Annotated in this window: 23 protein-coding genes and 1 tRNA gene; 8 read left to right on the top strand and 16 right to left on the bottom strand. The window is 46.6% G+C overall.

Features of this window, described 5'->3' with window-relative positions:
• Positions 1 to 95: 95 nt before the first annotated feature.
• The 5 genes from VK958_RS12000 to VK958_RS12020 form a co-directional block, all read right to left on the bottom strand.
• Entirely contained in the window at positions 96 to 419 is a 324-nt protein-coding gene (locus VK958_RS12000; RefSeq protein WP_325241682.1) for a c-type cytochrome, read from the bottom strand.
• 206 nt (positions 420 to 625) lie between these two features.
• Positions 626 to 1561, bottom strand: a complete 936-nt coding sequence (locus VK958_RS12005; protein WP_325241636.1) for a D-hexose-6-phosphate mutarotase — start codon at positions 1559 to 1561, stop codon at positions 626 to 628.
• Positions 1558 to 3417 (bottom strand): dihydroxy-acid dehydratase, encoded by a 1860-nt coding sequence (gene ilvD, locus VK958_RS12010; RefSeq protein ID WP_325241638.1) that lies wholly within the window; start codon positions 3415 to 3417, stop codon positions 1558 to 1560. Before ilvD ends, VK958_RS12005 begins: the two co-directional genes overlap by 4 nt.
• A 259-nt stretch (positions 3418 to 3676) precedes the next feature.
• Entirely contained in the window at positions 3677 to 3865 is a 189-nt protein-coding gene (locus VK958_RS12015) for a YbdD/YjiX family protein (RefSeq protein WP_325241640.1), read from the bottom strand.
• An 18-nt stretch (positions 3866 to 3883) separates the two neighbouring features.
• Positions 3884 to 5947, bottom strand: coding sequence for a carbon starvation CstA family protein (locus tag VK958_RS12020; protein WP_325241642.1), 2064 nt, complete (start codon positions 5945 to 5947; stop codon positions 3884 to 3886).
• A 252-nt stretch (positions 5948 to 6199) separates the two neighbouring features.
• Here VK958_RS12020 and VK958_RS12025 point away from each other — a divergent pair, with 252 nt between their 5' ends.
• Both VK958_RS12025 and VK958_RS12030 read left to right on the top strand, forming a co-directional pair.
• A complete protein-coding gene (locus tag VK958_RS12025; RefSeq protein WP_325241644.1) occupies positions 6200 to 6433 on the top strand; it encodes an ANTAR domain-containing protein in 234 nt (77 codons plus the stop codon).
• 163 nt (positions 6434 to 6596) lie between these two features.
• Positions 6597 to 6672, top strand: a tRNA-Val gene (locus VK958_RS12030).
• 28 nt (positions 6673 to 6700) lie between these two features.
• Here VK958_RS12030 and radC read toward each other — a convergent pair.
• On the bottom strand, positions 6701 to 7375 hold the full coding sequence (radC, locus tag VK958_RS12035; RefSeq protein ID WP_325241646.1) for a RadC family protein: 675 nt from the start codon (positions 7373 to 7375) through the stop codon (positions 6701 to 6703).
• Between the two features lie 20 nt (positions 7376 to 7395).
• Positions 7396 to 8163 carry a hypothetical protein gene (locus VK958_RS12040; protein WP_325241648.1) on the bottom strand — a complete coding sequence of 256 codons (768 nt, stop codon included), beginning with the start codon at positions 8161 to 8163 and terminating at the stop codon, positions 7396 to 7398.
• Positions 8164 to 8259: 96 nt separating this feature from the next.
• On the opposite strand from VK958_RS12040, the gene coaBC reads away from it, so the two are divergent.
• The 5 genes from coaBC to rpmG all read left to right on the top strand — a co-directional run bounded on the left by coaBC (position 8260) and on the right by rpmG (position 12817).
• Positions 8260 to 9450: a bifunctional phosphopantothenoylcysteine decarboxylase/phosphopantothenate--cysteine ligase CoaBC gene (gene coaBC, locus VK958_RS12045; protein WP_325241650.1), complete on the top strand. Its 1191-nt coding sequence runs from the start codon at positions 8260 to 8262 to the stop codon at positions 9448 to 9450.
• Between the two features lie 110 nt (positions 9451 to 9560).
• Positions 9561 to 11726, top strand: coding sequence for a TonB-dependent receptor family protein (locus VK958_RS12050; protein WP_325241652.1), 2166 nt, complete (start codon positions 9561 to 9563; stop codon positions 11724 to 11726).
• Between the two features lie 119 nt (positions 11727 to 11845).
• On the top strand, positions 11846 to 12298 hold the full coding sequence (gene dut / locus VK958_RS12055) for a dUTP diphosphatase (protein ID WP_325241654.1): 453 nt from the start codon (positions 11846 to 11848) through the stop codon (positions 12296 to 12298).
• 94 nt (positions 12299 to 12392) lie between these two features.
• Complete coding sequence (gene rpmB, locus VK958_RS12060; protein WP_055827066.1) at positions 12393 to 12629, top strand: 50S ribosomal protein L28; 237 nt, start codon at positions 12393 to 12395, stop codon at positions 12627 to 12629.
• 32 nt (positions 12630 to 12661) lie between these two features.
• Positions 12662 to 12817 carry a 50S ribosomal protein L33 gene (gene rpmG, locus VK958_RS12065; protein WP_013441158.1) on the top strand — a complete coding sequence of 52 codons (156 nt, stop codon included), beginning with the start codon at positions 12662 to 12664 and terminating at the stop codon, positions 12815 to 12817.
• A gap of 81 nt (positions 12818 to 12898) precedes the next feature.
• On the opposite strand, the gene VK958_RS12070 is transcribed toward rpmG, so the two are convergent.
• Both VK958_RS12070 and mgtE read right to left on the bottom strand, forming a co-directional pair.
• Positions 12899 to 14200 carry a mechanosensitive ion channel family protein gene (locus VK958_RS12070; RefSeq protein ID WP_325241662.1) on the bottom strand — a complete coding sequence of 434 codons (1302 nt, stop codon included), beginning with the start codon at positions 14198 to 14200 and terminating at the stop codon, positions 12899 to 12901.
• A gap of 8 nt (positions 14201 to 14208) precedes the next feature.
• Positions 14209 to 15666 carry a magnesium transporter gene (mgtE, locus tag VK958_RS12075; protein WP_325241664.1) on the bottom strand — a complete coding sequence of 486 codons (1458 nt, stop codon included), beginning with the start codon at positions 15664 to 15666 and terminating at the stop codon, positions 14209 to 14211.
• Positions 15667 to 15744: 78 nt separating this feature from the next.
• Here mgtE and VK958_RS12080 point away from each other — a divergent pair, with 78 nt between their 5' ends.
• Positions 15745 to 15978, top strand: coding sequence for a glutaredoxin family protein (locus VK958_RS12080; RefSeq protein WP_325241666.1), 234 nt, complete (start codon positions 15745 to 15747; stop codon positions 15976 to 15978).
• Positions 15979 to 16093: 115 nt separating this feature from the next.
• On the opposite strand, the gene rplQ is transcribed toward VK958_RS12080, so the two are convergent.
• The 7 genes from rplQ to secY all read right to left on the bottom strand — a co-directional run.
• The gene (gene rplQ / locus VK958_RS12085) at positions 16094 to 16483 is read right to left on the bottom strand and encodes a 50S ribosomal protein L17 (protein ID WP_325241668.1); all 390 of its coding nucleotides are present in this window, start codon (positions 16481 to 16483) and stop codon (positions 16094 to 16096) included.
• Positions 16484 to 16515: 32 nt separating this feature from the next.
• Entirely contained in the window at positions 16516 to 17502 is a 987-nt protein-coding gene (locus tag VK958_RS12090) for a DNA-directed RNA polymerase subunit alpha (protein ID WP_055827085.1), read from the bottom strand.
• Positions 17503 to 17558: 56 nt separating this feature from the next.
• A complete protein-coding gene (rpsD, locus tag VK958_RS12095; RefSeq protein ID WP_325241671.1) occupies positions 17559 to 18188 on the bottom strand; it encodes a 30S ribosomal protein S4 in 630 nt (209 codons plus the stop codon).
• A gap of 48 nt (positions 18189 to 18236) precedes the next feature.
• Positions 18237 to 18626 (bottom strand): 30S ribosomal protein S11, encoded by a 390-nt coding sequence (rpsK, locus tag VK958_RS12100; protein WP_018986256.1) that lies wholly within the window; start codon positions 18624 to 18626, stop codon positions 18237 to 18239.
• Between the two features lie 39 nt (positions 18627 to 18665).
• On the bottom strand, positions 18666 to 19028 hold the full coding sequence (gene rpsM / locus VK958_RS12105; RefSeq protein WP_055872193.1) for a 30S ribosomal protein S13: 363 nt from the start codon (positions 19026 to 19028) through the stop codon (positions 18666 to 18668).
• A 110-nt stretch (positions 19029 to 19138) separates the two neighbouring features.
• Entirely contained in the window at positions 19139 to 19252 is a 114-nt protein-coding gene (gene rpmJ, locus VK958_RS12110; protein ID WP_325241676.1) for a 50S ribosomal protein L36, read from the bottom strand.
• Positions 19253 to 19360: 108 nt separating this feature from the next.
• On the bottom strand, positions 19361 to 20260 hold a 900-nt coding region (secY, locus tag VK958_RS12115), incomplete at its 5' end, for a preprotein translocase subunit SecY (RefSeq protein ID WP_325241678.1).

Genomic DNA, 20260 nt, shown 5'->3' on the forward strand with positions numbered 1-20260 from the left:
GTCGCTTACAAGGAAAGTCACAACCATATTTTCATCATTAACACCAATAAAAAAGCCGACTTAAAGTCGGCTTTTTAGTCTGAACTAAACAACGATTACAGTGACAGAATCCAGCCAACAATCGTCTTGATGTCTTCATCTTTCACTTGCGGACTGTTAGCAGGCATAGGAATATTTCCCCAGACACCGCTGCCGCCTTTTTTCACTTTTTCAATCAGCTTAGCTTCAGCTGTTTTGTCGCCTTTGTATTTTGCCGCAACATCTTTATATGCTGGACCCAATACTTTTGCATCAACACTGTGGCAAGCTAAACAGCCGCTTTTTTGTGCCAATGCTTTTGCTGCGGCTGCATCCGCAGCTTGAACCTGACCAGCCATGAGTAAGATGGCGGCTGTGATTGCAGAAAATAAAACTTTCATGCGCACTCCTTGAATATCTTTAAAATAATAAATCCCCAATGCAATTTTCATGCATGTGGCATCTTACCTCACCATCAAAATTCCACAAGTATGAAGCTATGCAATTTCTCAGGCTAATCAAATATTTTCAATTGGATTGGTATTTTGCCAACAGAGGTAAAACGCACGTGTCATGAATGCGTTGACACGCGCGTTTTCAAGGAGATTTAAAGCGTTTCGATGGAGTATTCAGCGCTTAAAATATGTTTGCGACCAGGATTGATCACGACCATATTATCGAGGGCATTGGTGGTTTCTACACAAATGGTTTTGCGCCATTCCTCACCCACACCCATATCACCCATGGAGCCTGCTTTTTCTGCACCCGGATTCCATACTACAGTGGCATCACTGCCTGATTTGGCGATATGCACAATACGATTGAAGCCGCTGTCATGGATGGCACAATCAGAACTGTGATGCACGTATACACGGTCATACTCACTGCCGTCAAAAGCTAACGCATTGTGCTCAACATTACGCTCGTAATCGAGCAATTTGTCCAGATAGACACAGTCTTGCATGCCAGTGATTTTGATATTGGATATATCACTGACATTGAAATAGGTATGGAAAGCTTCGCTGATAACAAATGGATGTTTTGCAAGATTGGTGGTCGCCAAATCGATACGTAACCGACGCCCTATGGTAATCGTCAGGGTTAATTCATATGGATAAGATAATTGACGTTGCGCTTCGGGCGTTTGCTGCATTTCAAGGATAATGCGTGTGGCGCCGGTGGGCGTCGCATCGATATCCATCACGCGCCATGGAATCACGCGGGCAAAGCCATGTGGGCATAAAGTGCTGTCAGTCGGGTGTGCGCCAAACCATGGCCAGCAGATCGGTGTGCCGCCACGAATAGAACGGCCTTTCACATAACGTGCATTACTGGACAACCACAACACAGGGTCAGATAAAAACTTAGGCTGCCATTCCATGACATGTGCGCCCTGGAGCGCAATCTTGCCAGTCGCTAACGGGTTATCGATCTCCAAATATTGCAAACCATTTTCGTCTTGCAGCTGATTAACATGCGCATGCAGTTTCATACGCTTAGTCATCTCGGGTTGACCCTGTTCCAATGTTGCATGTGCGGTCATCTACTGCCCCTTTCAATTTGTGACACATCTCTTACGGCGCCTTTGGCGGCGCTGGTACTCATCGCGGCATAGGCACGCAATGCTGGCGAAACCACTCGCTCGCGGCTGACCGGCTTCCAGGCTTTGTCACCTTTGGCTTCCATAGTGGCACGGCGGTGCGACATTTCCTCATCACTGATCGCTAAATGGATAGTCCGGTTAGGAATATCAATCTCAATCGTATCACCCTCTTCCACCAAGCCAATTGCGCCACCTTCAGCGGCTTCTGGCGAAGCATGCCCAATACTCAAACCCGAGGTGCCTCCTGAGAAACGCCCATCGGTCAGCAAGGCACATTCTTTACCCAGGCCCTTTGACTTCAGGTAAGAAGTCGGATACAGCATTTCCTGCATGCCCGGCCCGCCACGTGGACCTTCGTAGCGAATGACTACGACATCACCGGCGACTACCTGGTCAGCCAAAATACTCTCAACGGCATCATCCTGGCTTTCATAGACACGAGCACGACCAGTAAATTTCAGGATACTGTCATCCACACCGGCGGTTTTTACAATACAACCATCCAGCGCGATGTTGCCGTACAGCACAGCCAAACCACCATCTTGTGAGTAAGCATGCGCCTTGTTGCGGATACAGCCATTTTCGCGGTCATCATCCAGATCAGGCCACAACATGCTTTGACTGAAAGCAATGGTTGTCGAGATACCACCAGGTGCTGCGCGGTAAAACTTTTTCACCTCTTCATCCTGCGTGGTCACGATATCCCATTTGGCTAATGCTTCACCCATGCTTGCACTATGCACGGTTGGTACATCGGTATGGATGACGCCAGCGCGATTGAGTTCCGCCAGAATGCCCATCACCCCCCCCGCCCTGTGGACATCCTCCATATGATATTTGCTGGTTGCCGGCGCAACTTTGGATACGCATGGCACCTGACGCGAAATGCGGTCAATGTCGCGCATGGTGAAATCAATGCCCGCCTCGTGGGCAGCGGCCAACAGGTGCAATACCGTGTTAGTGGAGCCTCCCATCGCAACATCCAGGCTCATGGCATTTTCAAATGCCTGCATATTGGCAATGTTGCGTGGCAAAACTGAATAGTCATCCTGCTCGTAATGACGCTTGGCCAGATCCACAATCAGGCGACCCGCCTGCAAGAATAATTGTTTACGCGCGCCATGCGTTGCCAGCGTTGAACCATTACCAGGCAAACTCAAACCTAATGCTTCTGTCAGGCAATTCATTGAGTTCGCGGTAAACATACCGGAACAGGAACCGCAGGTCGGGCAGGCAGAACGCTCGACTTCAGCCACTTCTTCATCACTGACTCTGCTATCGGCCGCCTCCACCATGGCATCAACCAGATCCAGCTTGCGTACGTTACCTTGCCAGTTGACTTTACCCGCTTCCATCGGGCCACCGGAGACAAATACCACTGGAATATTGAGGCGCAAAGCGGCCATCAGCATCCCAGGCGTGATTTTGTCACAGTTTGAGATACACACCAGCGCGTCTGCGCAATGTGCATTCACCATATATTCAACGCTATCTGCAATCAGGTCACGGCTAGGCAAACTGTACAGCATGCCGCTGTGGCCCATGGCAATGCCGTCATCCACCGCAATGGTGTTGAATTCTTTGGCAACACCACCGGCCTTTTCAATTTCTCGTGCGACCAACTGCCCAAGGTCCTTCAGGTGGACGTGCCCCGGCACAAACTGGGTAAACGAGTTTGAGATTGCAATAATCGGCTTGGAAAAGTCTTCGTCCTTCATGCCGGTGGCACGCCAAAGTGCGCGTGCACCAGCCATGTTACGACCCTGGGTAGTCGTGTGTGAGCGGTATTTAGGCATTTGAAATCTGGAATAATCGGTAAAGTCTTATTTTAACTGATTACGCACGGCCATGCGCGCTTGAAACAGGTTTGTTACATTCCCGCACAAGCGACTGTCGTTATTTAAATGAGTAGGCGATATGTGATACAAATCATCTCAGGGGATTATAGTTACAAAATATCCATGTAACTTACACTGCAGGCCTATCATTGAGCAGCTTACAATTACGGTGTTTTTTTGCTAAAAGATCGTTAAGAAGATTCATGAATTGCAGCATTTAACAACATCTTTTAATACCTTGCCACTTTCGATCCTGCCATTGCCTGAAAAATTCAGCGCGAGATAATGGCGGAGCACTATCAACTTCATCAGCATGATGCTCGGTATAGTGTGCAAGATAACGTTCGTAAACGTCATCTCCCGATAATTGACGGATACACTGCCAAATCTGCTTTATAAGGTTCAATTCATTATCTCCACCAGCTTAAAACTTACCCGATACATACGTGGTTCGCACATAAGGCGTTTCAGTCGATGGTAACACCGGCTTGCCTGCAAAGTAACGCCAGCTCATTACCACTACATCAACAAATACCACCCATAACACCGTTACAAAAAACAAAGTCAACCAGGCATCAAGCTGTTGATTAAAGATCAACTGAGGCGCGACTGCTGCTTTTTCAGGGGGCAGCAATCCACTAGCCAACTTGTGTGACAAATCATTTGCGGCGGCAAAAAAACCTACCCGAGTGTCGCTGCTGAATATTTTTTCATATGCCGCTGTCGTTGTAATTATTAACAACCATGTCAAAGGCAAGCCAGTGATCCAGGCTTTGCTGGCTTTACCAGACTTAATCAAGATACCCGTGCCTACTGATAATGCAATCGCGGCCAGCATCTGATTCGCAATACCAAACAATGGCCACAGAATATTCACCCCGCCATTCGGGTCAATGACGCCTATATAGAGAAAATACCCCCAACCGGCCACCACCAGCGCACTGGTGAGGATCACCGAAGGCGTGTAAGAAGTTTCGCCCAGTTTAGGATGCAGATTGCCCAGCATATCCTGCAACATAAAGCGGCCCACACGCGTGCCGGCATCCAAGGTAGTCAGGATAAAAATAGCTTCGAACATAATGGCAAAGTGGTACCACAATGCCAATAAATGCTTGCCAAACACCGTTCCCAGAATGCTGGCCATGCCTACAGCCAGGCTAGGCGCACCGCCAGTACGCGCAAACAATGTGCTTTCGCCCATGGCACTGGCCAATTGTTGCATTTGCTCAACGGAGACCTGGTAGCCCCAACTGCTGATGGTATTCACTGCATCGAGAGCTTCTTTGCCAACCACCCCGGCCGGGCTGTTAATGGCGAAAAATATGCCTGGTTCAAGAATGGTCGCCGCGATCATCGCCATCAACGCGACGAAGCTTTCCAGCAACATGGCGCCATAACCTATCATGCGGATATCGCCTTCACTGGTGATCAGTTTTGGTGTGGTGCCACTGGCAATCAAGGCATGGAAACCTGAGATCGCCCCGCAAGCTATGGTGATAAATACAAAAGGGAATAATTTGCCGCCGAAAATAGGGCCAGTGCCATCAATAAAGGGCGTGATGGCCGGCATGCGGATATCCGGGCGCAACCATAAAATGGCAATCGCCAGCATCAATACCGTGCCAAGTTTCATAAAGGTGGACAAATAATCCCGTGGCGCTAACAGCAACCAAACCGGCAGCACTGCGGCAGCAAAACCATAAGCGATAACACTAAACGCCAGCGGTAATCCTTCATGATCAAACAAAGAAGCAAGCACAGGATGGTGATCGACCCAACCGCCCAATACCACTGACCCCAGCAACAAAACCACACCAAGTAACGATGCTTCCAGCACACGTCCTGGCCTCAGGTAGCGCATATAGACACCAACAATCATGGCAATCGGGATGGTTGCCGCGACGGTAGAGGTTCCCCATGGGCTGTGTTTCATGGCATTCACCACCACCAGGCCTAAAACGGCAATGAGGATAATCATGATCATAAAAGTGCCGAACATTGCAGCCATGCCACCTACCGCACCAATTTCGTCTCTAGCCATTTGTCCTAGGCTGCGGCCATTGCGCCTGGTGGAAAGAAACAGCGTTACCATGTCTTGCACTGCGCCACCCAACACGGCACCAATCAGGATCCACAGGGTGCCCGGCAAATAGCCGAATTGGGCAGCCAAGGTTGGGCCGACCAGTGGCCCAGGTCCGGCGATGGCCGCAAAGTGATGCCCGAACACCACCCAGCGGTTAGTCGGCACAAAATCACGGCCATTATTCAGGCGCTCGGCAGGTGTGGCGCGGGTCGCATCCAGGCTCAGGACACTTGCGGCGATCCAGGCAGCATAAAAACGATAGGCGATGACATAGACGCACACAGCTGCGGTGATGAGCCATAAAACATTCAGCGCCTCACCTCTCGACAATGCCACTTGCGCTACAGCAAACACCCCCAGCAATGTCAGCCCGGCCCAGCTGACGCGTCCCAATAAAACCTTCATCGTATTTGATTTCTTTCTAATTTTTAATAGTTTACCTGCAGTGTTAAAACGTCAGCAGCGATACGAGCGCTCGCGATTAGCAGCCTGGTGCAATTGCACTGCAACAGTGCGAACACCCGGCAGTACTTTCATGCCTTACGGCTGCCATGCCGGCAATATACCTTAACAATCATGCACTTACAATCAAAGGTTTAACTGGCATACAGATTGCTAATTCATGGTAAGCATTAAATTTATTTTACCTTTTGAAAAATGAGACCTACCACACCAAATATTTCAACATCAGCTGCTTTATCCCAACACGCCCTGTTGAGTCTGGAAGACCAAAAAGTAGTGGATTCTGCCCGTGATATTCTCATGCGTCAGCGCGCCTTAAATGAAGAAGAAGCTTATTCTTTACTTTCTGAAATGGCGGACAAGCGCAAAACAGGGATGGCAGATATTTCATTGCAATTAATTAACATCACCAAACGATTAACTGTTTGAATCTCTCCTGACTATAAGCGTCAAAGCTTTTTTGCCATCTACCTACTGTACGCGCAACTTTAAGTTACCTCCATGTTGCCGTCATTCGCCAGATTAAAAAACGCGCAGGCCCTCTTGCAAGAACAAAAGGGTTAGGTATAATGCGGCCTTCGTTACAAGGCACGGGTGCTTAGCTCAGTTGGTAGAGCGTCGCCCTTACAAGGCGAATGTCAGCGGTTCGACCCCGTTAGCACCCACCACTCCCCGGCCTTCGATCCACATCAATACTCAAATCAATCCCCGCTCGCTGAATGAAAATGTGTCCTGACCGGCCACAATAATGTGATCCAGCACTTTCACGTCCACGAGGCTTAACGATTCTTTCAAAGTATGGGTCAGCTGTTCATCGGCCCGACTGGGCATAGTGGAACCACCCGGGTGGTTATGACTAAGGATAACAGCGGCCGCATTGAGCTCCAACGCACGTTTGACTACCTCTCGCGGATACACACTGGTTTGCATGAGGCTGCCTTCAAACAAAGTTTCGTAAGCTATCAAACGGTTTTGCGCATCCAGAAACAGAATGCCGAATACTTCGCGCACCAAATGTGATAACTGTAATTGTAAATATGCCTTCACCTGTGCGGGAGAGTTAAAGCTATCCACCTGCTGTAATGTTTCAGCAAGCGCACGCTTACTCATTTCCAGCACCGCCTGTAACTGGCAATATTTACTTTCGCCCATGCCATGTACTTGCTGCATCTGGGCCATGCTGGCTGAGAAAATACCATTCAGGCTATGAAAGTGTTGCAGTAAGTCTCGCGCCAAATCGACGGCTGATTTACCAACCACCCCTACCCGTAAAAAGATGGCTAATAGCTCTGCGTCAGAAAGCGTCATGGCTCCTGCGCGCAATAACTTTTCGCGTGGACGTTCCTGCTCCGGCCAGTCAGTAATTGCCATGACTTATTCCTCGCATACGGTTATCTGGCCCAACCGATTTCTCTGGACGTTGGACGGCCAATGATGGTCTCGTCTAGATTTCTTGCCATACGCGCGCGGTTGGCGGAGAGCGGAATCTTCCCCGCCATAATTTCTGCTTTCTTTTGCGGATACAACGGTCGCATATAAGGCTCTGCATAGCCTTGCGGAAGCAAAGGCGCATTGGTATTCAAATCATATTTATCGGTCGCACTCAAGGTATGTAGTAATTCATGGGCGATTACCACCGTATTCCCGGCATGCTGGGCAGGCGCTGCAAACAGATTCACACGGCCAATCCGCCCTTTTTGTAGTGCTGTCGAATGTAATAAACGGGTATTGGTTTTCACATCGTGATACAACAGATACAGTTTGATATCGATAGGCACACCTAAGGATGGCTGATGCTGCCACGCATACCAGCGGAATTTAAGGCTCCACAAAATAATATCTAAACGATTGGCGTTGAGAGCAGGCGGTGCGGGCGGTATCTCTTTGATGGTGGGGCCAAGATGAAAAACAATGGGCCGGTGCAGTGGCAAGTGATACCTGAGTGCCTCGCGGGAAAAATATTGCCCAATGACTTCGAAATCTTTTTCATTCAAGGTCGCCATGTAAGCGTCAACGTCCATAGAGGCGTCTGCACTCACCCGATACAGCGCTACATGCAAAGGCTTACGCCATTGCAGACCCTGATACTCATCCCACACCTGCATTAGCGCGGTGAATACTACCGCTATCCAGAAAAAAATTCTTACTGTTCTCAGCATCTATTCAACCTTATGATTGCCATATCTTAACATGTTTAAAGATTTCACTAATCAGCTCGACTCCAAATGTACGCGCTTTACAGTTAAAATAAGGGAATGGATAGCACTCACTCACAGTCACACCACTTACTTTTAGGTGTCACCGGCGGCATCGCAGCCTATAAAAGTGCCGAGCTTATTCGCCTGCTGATCAAGCAAGGCCATACGGTACAAGTGGTCATGACAGAAGCAGCGACGCATTTCATCACCCCGACAACCTTGCAGGCACTCTCAGGCAATCCGGTATTTGTTGATAGCTGGGATGCCCGCATTGCAAACGGGATGCCACATATAGAACTGAGTCGACCAGCAGATGCCATTCTGATTGCACCCGCCAGCGCCGACTTTATCGCCAAACTGGCGCATGGGTTTGCGAACGACCTGCTCTCTACACTTTGCCTTGCACGTGAGTGCCCACTCATGATTGCGCCCGCCATGAACAGGCAAATGTGGGAGAACTCTAGCACGCAACGTAATATTGAGCAGTTAATACAAGACCGCATCACGATACTAGGGCCAGGCAGCGGCGAACAAGCCTGCGGCGAAGTTGGCCAGGGCAGGATGCTGGAACCTGACATGCTGCTTGAAGGCGTGCAAACGCACTTTACACCCAAGCTGCTGGCGGGCAAAAAAATACTGATCACCGCTGGCGCAACCATGGAAATGCTGGATCCGGTGCGTGGCATCACCAACATCAGCAGTGGAAAAATGGGCTTTGCATTAGCCAGAGTCGCCATGCAAATGGGCGCAGAAGTGACATTAATCCATGGTCATGCGACTGCGCAGCGACCCCAGGTCAGTCACACAACTTTTGCCGGCACGGCCAATGATATGTACAAAAGCGTCATGCAGCATATCGCGACTCAAGATGTCTTTATCGGTGTAGCCGCTGTGGCTGATTACAGTCCACTGGTTTCAGCCGAGCAGAAAATCAAAAAGAGTGAGGATACACTTACCATTCAGCTCAAAAGAAATAAGGATATTCTCGCTGATGTTGCTTCATTACCAAACCCACCCTACTGTGTCGGCTTCGCAGCTGAAACCGAACATGTGCTTGAGCATGCCAGACAAAAACGGCAGGACAAAAAAATCCCACTGATTGTGGCAAACCAGGCCAACCTGGCTTTAGGCAATGACAATAACAGTGTCACAATCATTGATACGAATGGTGAATACCCACTTGATACAGCCGATAAAAACACGATTGCGGTAAAAATTCTAACGCACCTTAAACATCAACTGAACTAATCCTCTGAAAATATACCGGCCCTCGGAATATTCATGAAAATACTGAGGAGTGCATCCTTACAAACAGCTTACAATCGCGCCATTTGATTCCCTTAAGTATTGAGTAATTTATGCGCGCTTTTGTATTCCGTTTAACGCCAGTTTGTATGGCAATCTCCTCCGCTTTTGGCGGTATATCATTGGCTGAAGCCGAAGAAGAAAAAACGTTGATTCTTTCGCCTGTGGTAGTCACTGCAACCCGCCAGGCACAAAACAGTTTTGACCTGCCGGTAGCGATTGATGTGGTGAATGAAAAAGACATTAAAGACGGTCAATTGCAAATGCAATTATCCGAAAGCCTGATTCGGGTACCCGGTATCACCGCGCAAAGTCGCACACAGCAAGCGCAAGACCCGCAAATTTCAAGTCGTGGCTTTGGTTCGCGCTCGGCTTTTGGGGTTAGAGGTATCCGTGTATATGTAGATGGCATTCCCTTAACCATGCCCGACGGTCAAGGCCAACCTGGCGTGATTGACCTCTCATCGATTAAAAGCATTGAAGTCATGCGAGGGCCATTCTCCTCACTCTATGGCAATTCTTCTGGCGGCGTGATTCAGATGTTCACCGCAGATGCTCCAGCCACCCCAACAATTGGTGCTACAACCATGTTTGGCAGCTATGATACAAAGCGAAATGTACTGGAGGCTGCCGGGCAATTGGAGGGCATGGAATATATGCTTAATGTCTCCAACTTTGAGTCGGATGGGTATCGTACTAACAGTGCCAGCAATAAACAAATGGCGACTGCAAAATTCAGATTCAATTTGAATGAAGATACCAAAGTCACTGCGCTGGTAAACTGGTTCGACCAAGAGGCACAAGATCCTCTTGGATTAGATAGAAGAAGAGCTTTCTCCAGTTCAAACAGGGATAAAGTTGTCCCTTCCGCATTATTTGCTAACACCAGTGTCAAGCGTGACCATACCCAAGTTGGTTTTAATATTGAACATGCACTCAATGAAAACAATAAAATAAGCTTCATCCCATACGTGGGCACTCGTAACAATGCCCAGATCCTTACAACTACTGCCCTTGCCACTGGGCTTGTTGGATCTTGTTTCGCAGGCAATCCTCCTCCTGGCACCTGTGCAAGATTGAGTGAAATAAATCGAGAGTTTTATGGTGCGGATACGCGTTGGGATAACAAAGGCAATTTAGGGGCGATGCCTTACAACATAAGTATAGGTATCACCTATGGAAAGTCTTCAGATAACAGATTAGACAGAAATACACTTCTGAACGGATTAGCTGCAAACGGCTTGAACAGGGATGAGAAAAACATCTCCACCAATTTTGATCAATATATACAAGGCAAATTAAGCTTAACGCCTACATTAGATGTTCATGCAGGCGCCAGACATACGAAGGTTAAACTGGAAGTCAAAGATAACTTCATCACTCCGGGTGCACCAGGTCAAGGTGACAACAGCGGCTCTGTGGAATATCAAAAAACAACTCCAGTGATTGGTGCAGTGTGGAAAGCTACGGAAGCACTCAACTTCTATGCAAACTTTGGCAAAGGTTTTGAGACTCCTACATTTATCGAAGCCGCTTTTGATAATGTTGCCGGTGGCGTGGCAAGCAGACCGAATCTTGGACTTAAAGCAGCGGAAAGCAATAACACCGAAATTGGTCTGAAATCATTTTTAACTGATAACACGCGCTTCAACCTCACTTTCTTCAACATCAAGACTAAAGATGAGATTGTCACAAATCAAACTTTATCAGGCAGATCAAGTTTTACGAATGCAAATGACACTAAACGTTATGGTGTCGAGATGTCACTTGATAGTAAATTCAATAACGGTGTGAGTACATTTGTTTCCTATACTTATTTAGATGCAAAGTTTGACTCTAGCTATACAACTACCAATGGTAACCTTATCGCTTCTGGTAATCGTATTCCCGGCACATACAAAAGTCAGCTGTATGCAGAACTGGCTTGGCAATATCAACCTCTAGGCTTTTTTAGCGCTTTAGAAGGTCGTTATAATGGAGATGTTTACGTTAATGACATCAATAGCGATAAAGCGCCTTCATATACAGTTTTTAATATACGGACGGGGCTAGAACAGAACCTGACTAACTGGAGATTTAAAGAATTTATCCGTCTGGAAAATATTACTGATAAAGAATATATCGGTTCAGTACGTGTCAATGATGGTAATAGTCTATTTTTTGAACCCGCAATTGGTCGTAACTACTTGGTTGGCGTTAGCGCACAGTACAAATTTTAAATTATCAAAATTAATCATAGCCAGCATTTGCTGGCTTTTTTATTATTGGCTAGTTATCACGTTAAGTGATTTTGCATCGCGTTTCATGCTTTAATAGCGCAATATTTTTGGAGCACGGCATGTCAATTACTGTAGACCTCAAAATCCTTGATCCACGCTTGCACCACATGATGCCAGCGTATGCGACACCTGGCTCTGCCGGCCTGGATTTACGCGCCTGTATCGAGCATACGCAAACCATACAGCCTGGTGAAACCATGATGATTCCGACCGGCATGGCGATTCATATTGATAATACCTACTATGCGGCGCTGATTCTTCCTCGCTCCGGCTTAGGCCATAAGCATGGGATCGTGCTCGGCAACCTGGTTGGACTGATTGATTCCGACTACCAAGGCCAGCTGTTAGTCTCATGCTGGAATCGGGGTAAAGAGGCATTTATTTTGAACCCGATGGAACGCATTGCACAGATGGTGATTGTGCCAGTGGTGCAGGCGGATTTTCATATTGTGGATGAATTCACAACCAGTGAACGCGGTGAAGGCGGCTTTGGCAGTACCGGTAAGCATTAATCAGTTAAAAATCATAACATTTGCTTGATTTAGAATTGCTTTTCATTCTATAATCTCGCTCTTTCTGAAAAAGATAAAGTATTTGGAGATAACCATGGCACGTGTATGTCAGGTAACAGGCAAAAAGCCTATGGTGGGTAACAATGTTTCTCACGCACAAAACAAAACAAAACGCCGCTTCTTGCCTAACTTGCAAAACCGTAAGTTTTGGGTTGAGAGCGAAAATCGCTGGGTAAAAATGCGTATTACCAACGCTGCTTTGCGTACTATCGACAAAAATGGTATCGACGCTGTGTTGGCTGATTTGCGTGCAGCTGGCGAAAAAATCTAACTCGCGACATTTAGTCTGCAAAGGATATTATCATGCGTGAAAAAATCAAATTGGAATCCAGTGCTGGTACAGGTCATTTCTATACCACTACTAAAAACAAACGTACCATGCCAGAGAAAATGGAAATCAAAAAATTTGATCCAGTTGCTCGCAAGCATGTAATGTACAAAGAAACTAAATTGAAATAATTTATTTCTTACCGCTTTAAATAAAAAAGCCTGCATATGCAGGCTTTTTTATTAGCTGAAATACCCTGTTTAATAATTTGTTTACGCATTAGCTTGAGGCGTATTTAACGCAGCCTGGTCTGAAATAATGCGCACCTCCTGCTGAGGGTATGGAATGTGGATATTATTCGCTTTAAAGCGCTGCCAGATCTCATAGTAAATGTCGCTTTGTAACCTTGCAGTCGCCTCTTCAGGATTCAGCACCCATACAGCCAACAACAAATCAATGCCGTATTGACCAAATGATTTGATGGTCACATCTACCGCATTATCATCCAGGATAGTCCTCTCATGCGTCTTACCAACCTCTTTTAATAATTGCATGGCCAGGTCGAGATCGCTTTGATACGAAATCTGGACTTGGACAGGCACCTTTGCCTTATGCGCAGCAGTAGTATGATTAATGACTACATCAGTAATCATCATTTCATTAGGCACAATAATTTCAGTGCCATCCTGTTTGCGCAAGACCATGTAACGGGAGCGTAACTCTTTGACTATACCGTAGTGACTACTGATGGTGATGATATCCCCCAGATGCAGTGATTTATCCATCAATATAATAAAGCCGCTAACATAATTGCTGGCAATTTTCTGCAAACCAAAACCTAGGCCGACCCCTAATGCGCCGCCAAATACCGACAACATGGTGACATCAATACCAACGGCCGCCATCGACATCAGCAAAGCAATCACAATCGCTACCATGCGCACCAGCTTGACCATAATGACACGCCAGTTGCTGTTGATATTGCTGGAAGCCATCAAGCGCAGCTCTATCATGCGGCTTAGCCACAATGCCACCAGCATGGTGACGACGATGGTCAGTGCGCCTTGCATTAACAAGAGGAGGTTGAGTTTTTGCTTGCCGACCTTGAACTGCACATCTTCCAGTATTTGCAATAGCGGATCAAGAAATCCACCGATATGCAATGCGACCAGCACCCAAACACTCCAGGAAATCACGCGCTCAAAAGAATGCAGCCAGGCACTGGGTGAAAAAACATAGCGTAATATATAGACGACACTCCGGATGATGATCATGGCCAGCAACATGCGGGCGGCCAAGCGCAACAAACCGACATGCATCCAGTGTTGCAGTGAATAACGTGCGATAACCAATAGCAGGAAAGCGACAAACGGGAAGAACAGGCGTTGAATGCCACCTAGCAACAACTTGTAAACAGTATTCACTTTGCCGGCAACAATTTGTTTGCGCAGATGCAGGTTAAGCAAACCGCTGATAGCCAAAACCGCACCGATGACCAGAAACTGCCACAGGGCAGCCACTGTGTTCAAATCTTGAACAATTTCTTTCCAGAGAAAATTGATATCGTTATCCATTATTTTATCTACAACAAGATGATTGTTGCCAATCCGAGAAATATAAGAAAACCACCGCTATCGGTAATCGCAGTAATCAGGACACTAGTACCCACAGCCGGATCGCGGCCCAACTTGTTCATGACTAACGGGATCATCACGCCATTAACTGCAGCTAATAGCAAGTTAAGCGTCATAGCCGCCATCATCACCAGGCCTAAGGCATAACTGCCATATAACATATCGGCAACCAGCCCCAACACACCGCCCCAGATCAGACCGTTAAGCAATGCGACACCCAGCTCTTTTTGTAGCAGGGATTTCATGTGATAGCTGGATATTTGCCCGAGTGCCAAACCACGCACAATCATGGTGGATGTTTGATTACCTGAGTTACCACCAATGCCAGCCACAATAGGCATCAGCGCTGCCAGTGCAACGATTTTCTCGATACTGTCCTCAAACAAACCAATTACACGTGATGCGACCAGTGCGGTGACCAGGTTAATCGCCAGCCAGGCCCAACGGTTTTGCACCGACTTCCAGATCGAGGCAAAAAAGTCTTCTTCTTCACGCAAGCCAGCCCAGGACAACATGTCAGCTTCCGCTTCTTCCCGGATAATATCCATCACCGTGTCGACCGTAATACGCCCTACCAGCTTGCGGTTATTATCCACTACCGGTGCCGTCACCAGGTCATAACGCTCAAATGCCATCGCCGCCTGGTCAGACATATCTTCGGGGTGAAACACCACCGCATCGGTAGACATGATGTCGCCCACCTCCGTTTCTGGATCATTCAGGATAATACGTTTTAACGGCAGCACGCCTTGCAGGATGTCGTCGCGATTAATCACGAACAACTTATCGGTATGGTCCGGAAATTTTGGCAGGCGGCGCAAGTAGCGTAGAACAACCTCCAAAGTGATATCGTCGCGAATGGTGACAATATCAAAATCCATAATCGCACCCACGGTGTCTTCAGGATACGAAAGCGCAGATTGCAAACGTTCGCGGTTTTGCGTATCCAGGCTGTACATCAAGTCCTGCAATACGTCTTTTGGCAGGTCAGGCGCCAAATCCGCCAACTCATCGGTATTCAGCTGTTCGGCAGCGGCAAGAAGCTCCTCGCTGTCCATGTCTGCGATCAGCGTCTGGCGAACCGCATCTGAAGCTTCAAGCAGAATTTCACCATCACGCTCTGCTTTGACCAGATCCCACACCATGAGACGGTCATCTAGCGGCAATGATTCCAGAATGTAGGCCACATCGGCTGGATGTAACTGATCCAGCTTATGTTGCAGAATATTCAGGTTTTGCTTGTGGACCAGGGATTCAACCAGATCATGTTTGGGCATATCCTGCTTGTGCACTACATGCTCTACCAGCTTGTGCTTGCCCAACAGGTTAATCACCTGCTGCAATGTTTCGCCAAGGCTCTCCTTGCTTTCAATCACCTTCTCATCATGTTCGCGAATATCAGTCATGCTTCTTCCAATGTTGAGCAGGGTTTATTTTTTACAGGTAATATTGTACAAAGCGTTGATGACACTACCTAGCGATTTATGCAGAAGCAATTGATTTTATACGGCACATTAGGCTGCCATTTATGTGAAGACGCAGAACGTGTTTTGCAGTCGCTGGCGCTTCCGTATAAAACAATCGATATTATTGAGGACAATAGGCTCCTGGAGAAGTTTGCGACTAGTATTCCGGTATTAGAAGGCGCCGGGCAAGCATACTTATATTGGCCATTTAGCAAAACTCAAGTGATCACTTGGCTTAAACTGCAGAGATGATTTTAGCAAAGATAAACCAAACAGTTTTTCTGAGAGAACCAGTATTATTTGCTAACAACAAAAGCAAAAAAGCCAGCAATGCTGGCTTTTTTGCTTGAAACACACAACAACAGGATTATTCTGCAGTTGCTGGTGCTTCAGCGACTTCTGGACGGTCAACCAACTCAACAAACGCCATAGGCGCATTGTCACCGTTACGGAAACCACATTTAAGAATTCGCAGGTAACCGCCATTACGTGCGTTGTAACGTGGGCCCAGTTCGCCGAACAGTTTGCCTACGATATCACGGTCACGCAAACGGCTGAATGCCAGGCGACGATTTGCCAAAGTCGGTGTTTTCCCTAAAGTGATCAAAGGCTCTGCATATTTACGCAGTTCTTTTGCTTTTGGCAAAGTAGTCTTGATGACTTCGTGACGCAGCAAAGAGGTCACCATGTTGCGGAACATAGCAGCGCGGTGGCTACTTGTTCTGTTCAATTTACGATTGCTATTACCGTGACGCATAGTAATTCCTTAAGTATTTATCTTATTAGAAATTAAGCTTTTTCCAAGCCAACAGGTGGCCAGTTTTCCAGCTTCATTCCAAGTGTTAAGCCTTTGGAGGCCAACACATCTTTAATTTCATTCAGTGATTTTCTGCCCAGGTTTGGAGCTTTCAATAGCTCGTTTTCTGTACGTTGAATCAAATCACCAATGTAAAAAATGTTTTCTGCTTTGAGGCAGTTTGCAGAACGTACTGTCAATTCCAGATCATCCACTGGACGTAACAAGATAGGATCAACTTGTGGGGCAGCTTTCACTTCGACATCGGCAGAAGCACCTTCCAGATTTGCAAATACTGACAACTGGCCAATCAGGATACGTGCTGCGTCGCGAATTGCTTGCTCTGGCTCGATGATACCGTTGGTTTCAACGTCCATAATCAATTTGTCCAGATCAGTACGCTGCTCAACACGGGCACTTTCAACATGGTAGCTCACCTTGTTGATCGGGCTGAAAGAAGCATCCACCATCATGAAGCCTAATACGCGATCTTCATCGTTGGCTTTCTGACGAGCTGGCACAGGTTGATAACCGCGACCCATTTCAATCTTCACTTCCAGATTCAACTTACCACCTTTAGTGATATGCGCAATCACGTGATTTGGATTCACAATTTCAGCGTCATGACCAACTTCGAAGTCGCCAGCAGTTACAATTCCTTCACCAGACTTGCTTAGCACAAGGATAGTTTCAGTTTTGTTGTGCAGTTTTAATGCAACACCTTTAAGGTTTAACAAGATATCAACTACGTCTTCTTGAACACCTTCAATTGTGGAGTACTCATGTACTACACCATCGATTTTTACTTCTGTAATGGCAAACCCTGGGATAGAAGATAATAAAACTCTTCTTAAAGCGTTACCCAATGTATAGCCGAAACCGCGCTCCATTGGTTCTAAAGTCACACGGGCGCGCAGAGGATTAATCACCTCAACGTCAACAACACGTGGCTTCAAATATTCTGTAGGGCTATTTTGCATATATTTCCTTGGAGTAATTGGGTATAAACAAATAAACCTTAGTCTGAACTAAGTGATTACTTAGAATACAACTCAACGATCAATGACTCATTGATAGTAACTGGCAACGCATCACGCTGAGGCTTAGCCTTGTACATACCACTCAATGCCTTGATGTTGACGTCCAACCACTCAGGAAAGCCGCGTTGCCCAGCCGCTTCAACTGCAGCTTTAATACGCAATTGCGATTTAGCTTTTTCTGAAACACTGATCAAATCACCTGCTTTAACCTGGTAAGAAGGGATGTTCACACGTTTGCCATTTACCAGAATGCTGTTATGACGTACAACCTGGCGAGCTTCAGAACGCGAACCTGCCAGCCCCATACGATAAGCGACATTGTCTAAACGTGATTCCAGCAATTGCAATAAACTTTCGCCGGTAATGCCTTTTTGACCATCTGCTTTAGCGTAATAAGCACGGAATTGGCCTTCCAATACTCCGTAAATACGACGCACTTTTTGTTTCTCACGCAACTGCACGCCATAGTCAGACATACGGGCTACGCGACGCTGGCCATGCTGACCAGGTGCGAAGTTACGCTTTTCAATTGCGCATTTATCTGTAAAGCATTTTTCAGCCTTCAGAAACAACTTCTCACCTTCTCGACGGCATTGGCGGCATTTAGGGTCTAGATTTCTAGCCAAAATATTCTCCGTTAATTAATTCTCTGATACTAAAATCAGTGAATTGAATTAAATTCTGCGTTTCTTTGGTGGGCGGCAACCGTTGTGCGGCACTGGTGTAACATCAGTAATGCTAGTAATTTTAAAACCAGCAGCATTCAATGCACGTACAGCAGATTCGCGACCTGGACCTGGGCCCTTGATGCGCACTTCCAGATTTTTAACGCCAGACTCTTGCGCCGCTTTACCAGCCACTTCTGAAGCTACCTGAGCTGCAAAAGGGGTACTCTTACGTGAGCCTTTAAAGCCTTGACCACCTGAAGTCGCCCATGACAAAGCATTACCTTGACGATCAGTAATCGTAATAATCGTGTTGTTAAAAGAAGCGTGCACGTGAGCGATACCCTCGGCAATGTTCTTTTTAACTTTTTTTCTAACGCGTACATTAGCTTTTGCCATGTTGTACTGTCCTTAATATCTAACTAATGTTCAAAAAGATTATTTAGCTTGTTTGATAGCCTTTACAGGACCTTTGCGCGTACGCGCATTGGTCTTGGTACGCTGTCCACGCACAGGCAGGCCACGACGATGACGGATACCGCGGTAACAACCCAGATCCATCAAACGCTTGATGTTCATAGTCACTTCACGACGCAAGTCACCTTCAACAGTGAACTTGGCAACTTCGTCACGCAGCTTTTCCACTTCTGAATCGCTCAGATCTTTCACTTTAGATGTCGTTTGTACACCTGCTGCTGCACAGATTTTTTGTGCAGTGTTACGGCCGATCCCGTAAATTGATGTCAAAGCGATTTCTGCATGTTTGTGGTTTGGGATATTTACCCCGGCAATACGAGCCATACTTAAACTCCAATAATCAATCGTTCATCACGATTAAACTTGTGCGTAGAAAAGAAAAGCCGCATATTATATCAGCCAATCCAGACCCTCACAAGAAATTGTTATACCAATTAACCTTGACGTTGTTTATGACGTGGGTCTGTACAAATTACACGAACAACACCGCGACGTCTTACCACTTTACAGTTACGGCATAATGCTTTAACTGATGCGCGAACTCTCATCTTATTTCCTTTAGTTAATTCACTTACTTTGTGCGGAATGTCATTCGCGCACGGGTTAAATCATAAGTTCATCTCTTTAGCAGATAATCCACCTGCCAGAGTACAAATTTAGCGACCTGATCCTTTGAAATTTGCCTTCTTCAGCAAACCTTCGTATTGTTGAGACATCAGGTGTGATTGCACTTGTGTCATGAAATCCATTGTCACAACAACGATAATCAACAAAGACGTACCACCAAAATAGAACGGTGTATTAAACTTCAAGACCAAAAACTCTGGCAGCAAACAAACCAGCGTGATATACAACGCGCCGATCAATGTTAAACGCCCCATGATCCTGTCAATATACTTTGCTGTTTGATCGCCAGGGCGAATACCAGGGACAAACGCACCACTCTTCTTAAGGTTATCCGCCGTCTCTTTAGGGTTGAACACTAAAGCGGTATAGAAGAACGCAAAGAATAATATCGCTGCTGCAAACAATAAAATATACAGTGGCTGACCTGGTGACAGTTTCGCACTGACATCTTTCAACCAATACATATGCTCACTACTTCCGAACCAACCAGCCAAGGTAGCAGGGAATAAAATAATACTTGAAGCAAAAATTGGTGGGATCACACCCGCCATATTCAACTTCAAAGGCAGGTGGGTTGATTGACCACCATAAATGCGGTTACCTACCTGACGCTTGGCATAATTCACAGTAATCTTGCGTTGTCCACGTTCAACAAACACTACTAAAGCGGTCACTAAAATCACTGCAACGAACAGGAACATCACTAATGGAATAGAGAATGCACCAGTTTTTGCCAAATCCAGGGTACTGCCAATGGCGTGCGGCAAACCAGCTACGATACCAGCGAAAATGATAATTGAAATACCATTACCAATACCGCGTTCAGTGATCTGCTCACCCAACCACATTAAAAACATAGTACCTGCAACCAGGGTTGTCACCGCAGTGATACGGAAACCTAAACCTGGATCAAGCACCAAACCAGCCTG

Origin of the sequence: Methylophilus sp., from assembly GCF_035460085.1 — a bacterium.
Classification (GTDB): Bacteria; Pseudomonadota; Gammaproteobacteria; order Burkholderiales; family Methylophilaceae; genus Methylophilus.

Coding starts and splice junctions, on each gene's coding strand:
- rpsK (WP_018986256.1), bottom strand. CDS start 18,626: ATGGCAAAAGCTAATGTACGCGTTAGAAAAAAAGTTAAAAAGAACATT.
- coaBC (WP_325241650.1), top strand. CDS start 8,260: ATGGATAGCACTCACTCACAGTCACACCACTTACTTTTAGGTGTCACC.
- rpsM (WP_055872193.1), bottom strand. CDS start 19,028: ATGGCTCGTATTGCCGGGGTAAATATCCCAAACCACAAACATGCAGAA.
- mgtE (WP_325241664.1), bottom strand. CDS start 15,666: ATGACTGATATTCGCGAACATGATGAGAAGGTGATTGAAAGCAAGGAG.
- VK958_RS12020 (WP_325241642.1), bottom strand. CDS start 5,947: ATGAAGGTTTTATTGGGACGCGTCAGCTGGGCCGGGCTGACATTGCTG.
- VK958_RS12000 (WP_325241682.1), bottom strand. CDS start 419: ATGAAAGTTTTATTTTCTGCAATCACAGCCGCCATCTTACTCATGGCT.
- VK958_RS12025 (WP_325241644.1), top strand. CDS start 6,200: ATGAGACCTACCACACCAAATATTTCAACATCAGCTGCTTTATCCCAA.
- VK958_RS12080 (WP_325241666.1), top strand. CDS start 15,745: ATGCAGAAGCAATTGATTTTATACGGCACATTAGGCTGCCATTTATGT.
- VK958_RS12050 (WP_325241652.1), top strand. CDS start 9,561: ATGCGCGCTTTTGTATTCCGTTTAACGCCAGTTTGTATGGCAATCTCC.
- VK958_RS12070 (WP_325241662.1), bottom strand. CDS start 14,200: ATGGATAACGATATCAATTTTCTCTGGAAAGAAATTGTTCAAGATTTG.
- rpmB (WP_055827066.1), top strand. CDS start 12,393: ATGGCACGTGTATGTCAGGTAACAGGCAAAAAGCCTATGGTGGGTAAC.
- radC (WP_325241646.1), bottom strand. CDS start 7,375: ATGGCAATTACTGACTGGCCGGAGCAGGAACGTCCACGCGAAAAGTTA.
- dut (WP_325241654.1), top strand. CDS start 11,846: ATGTCAATTACTGTAGACCTCAAAATCCTTGATCCACGCTTGCACCAC.
- rpmJ (WP_325241676.1), bottom strand. CDS start 19,252: ATGAGAGTTCGCGCATCAGTTAAAGCATTATGCCGTAACTGTAAAGTG.
- VK958_RS12090 (WP_055827085.1), bottom strand. CDS start 17,502: ATGCAAAATAGCCCTACAGAATATTTGAAGCCACGTGTTGTTGACGTT.
- ilvD (WP_325241638.1), bottom strand. CDS start 3,417: ATGCCTAAATACCGCTCACACACGACTACCCAGGGTCGTAACATGGCT.
- rplQ (WP_325241668.1), bottom strand. CDS start 16,483: ATGCGTCACGGTAATAGCAATCGTAAATTGAACAGAACAAGTAGCCAC.
- VK958_RS12005 (WP_325241636.1), bottom strand. CDS start 1,561: ATGACCGCACATGCAACATTGGAACAGGGTCAACCCGAGATGACTAAG.
- VK958_RS12040 (WP_325241648.1), bottom strand. CDS start 8,163: ATGCTGAGAACAGTAAGAATTTTTTTCTGGATAGCGGTAGTATTCACC.
- rpmG (WP_013441158.1), top strand. CDS start 12,662: ATGCGTGAAAAAATCAAATTGGAATCCAGTGCTGGTACAGGTCATTTC.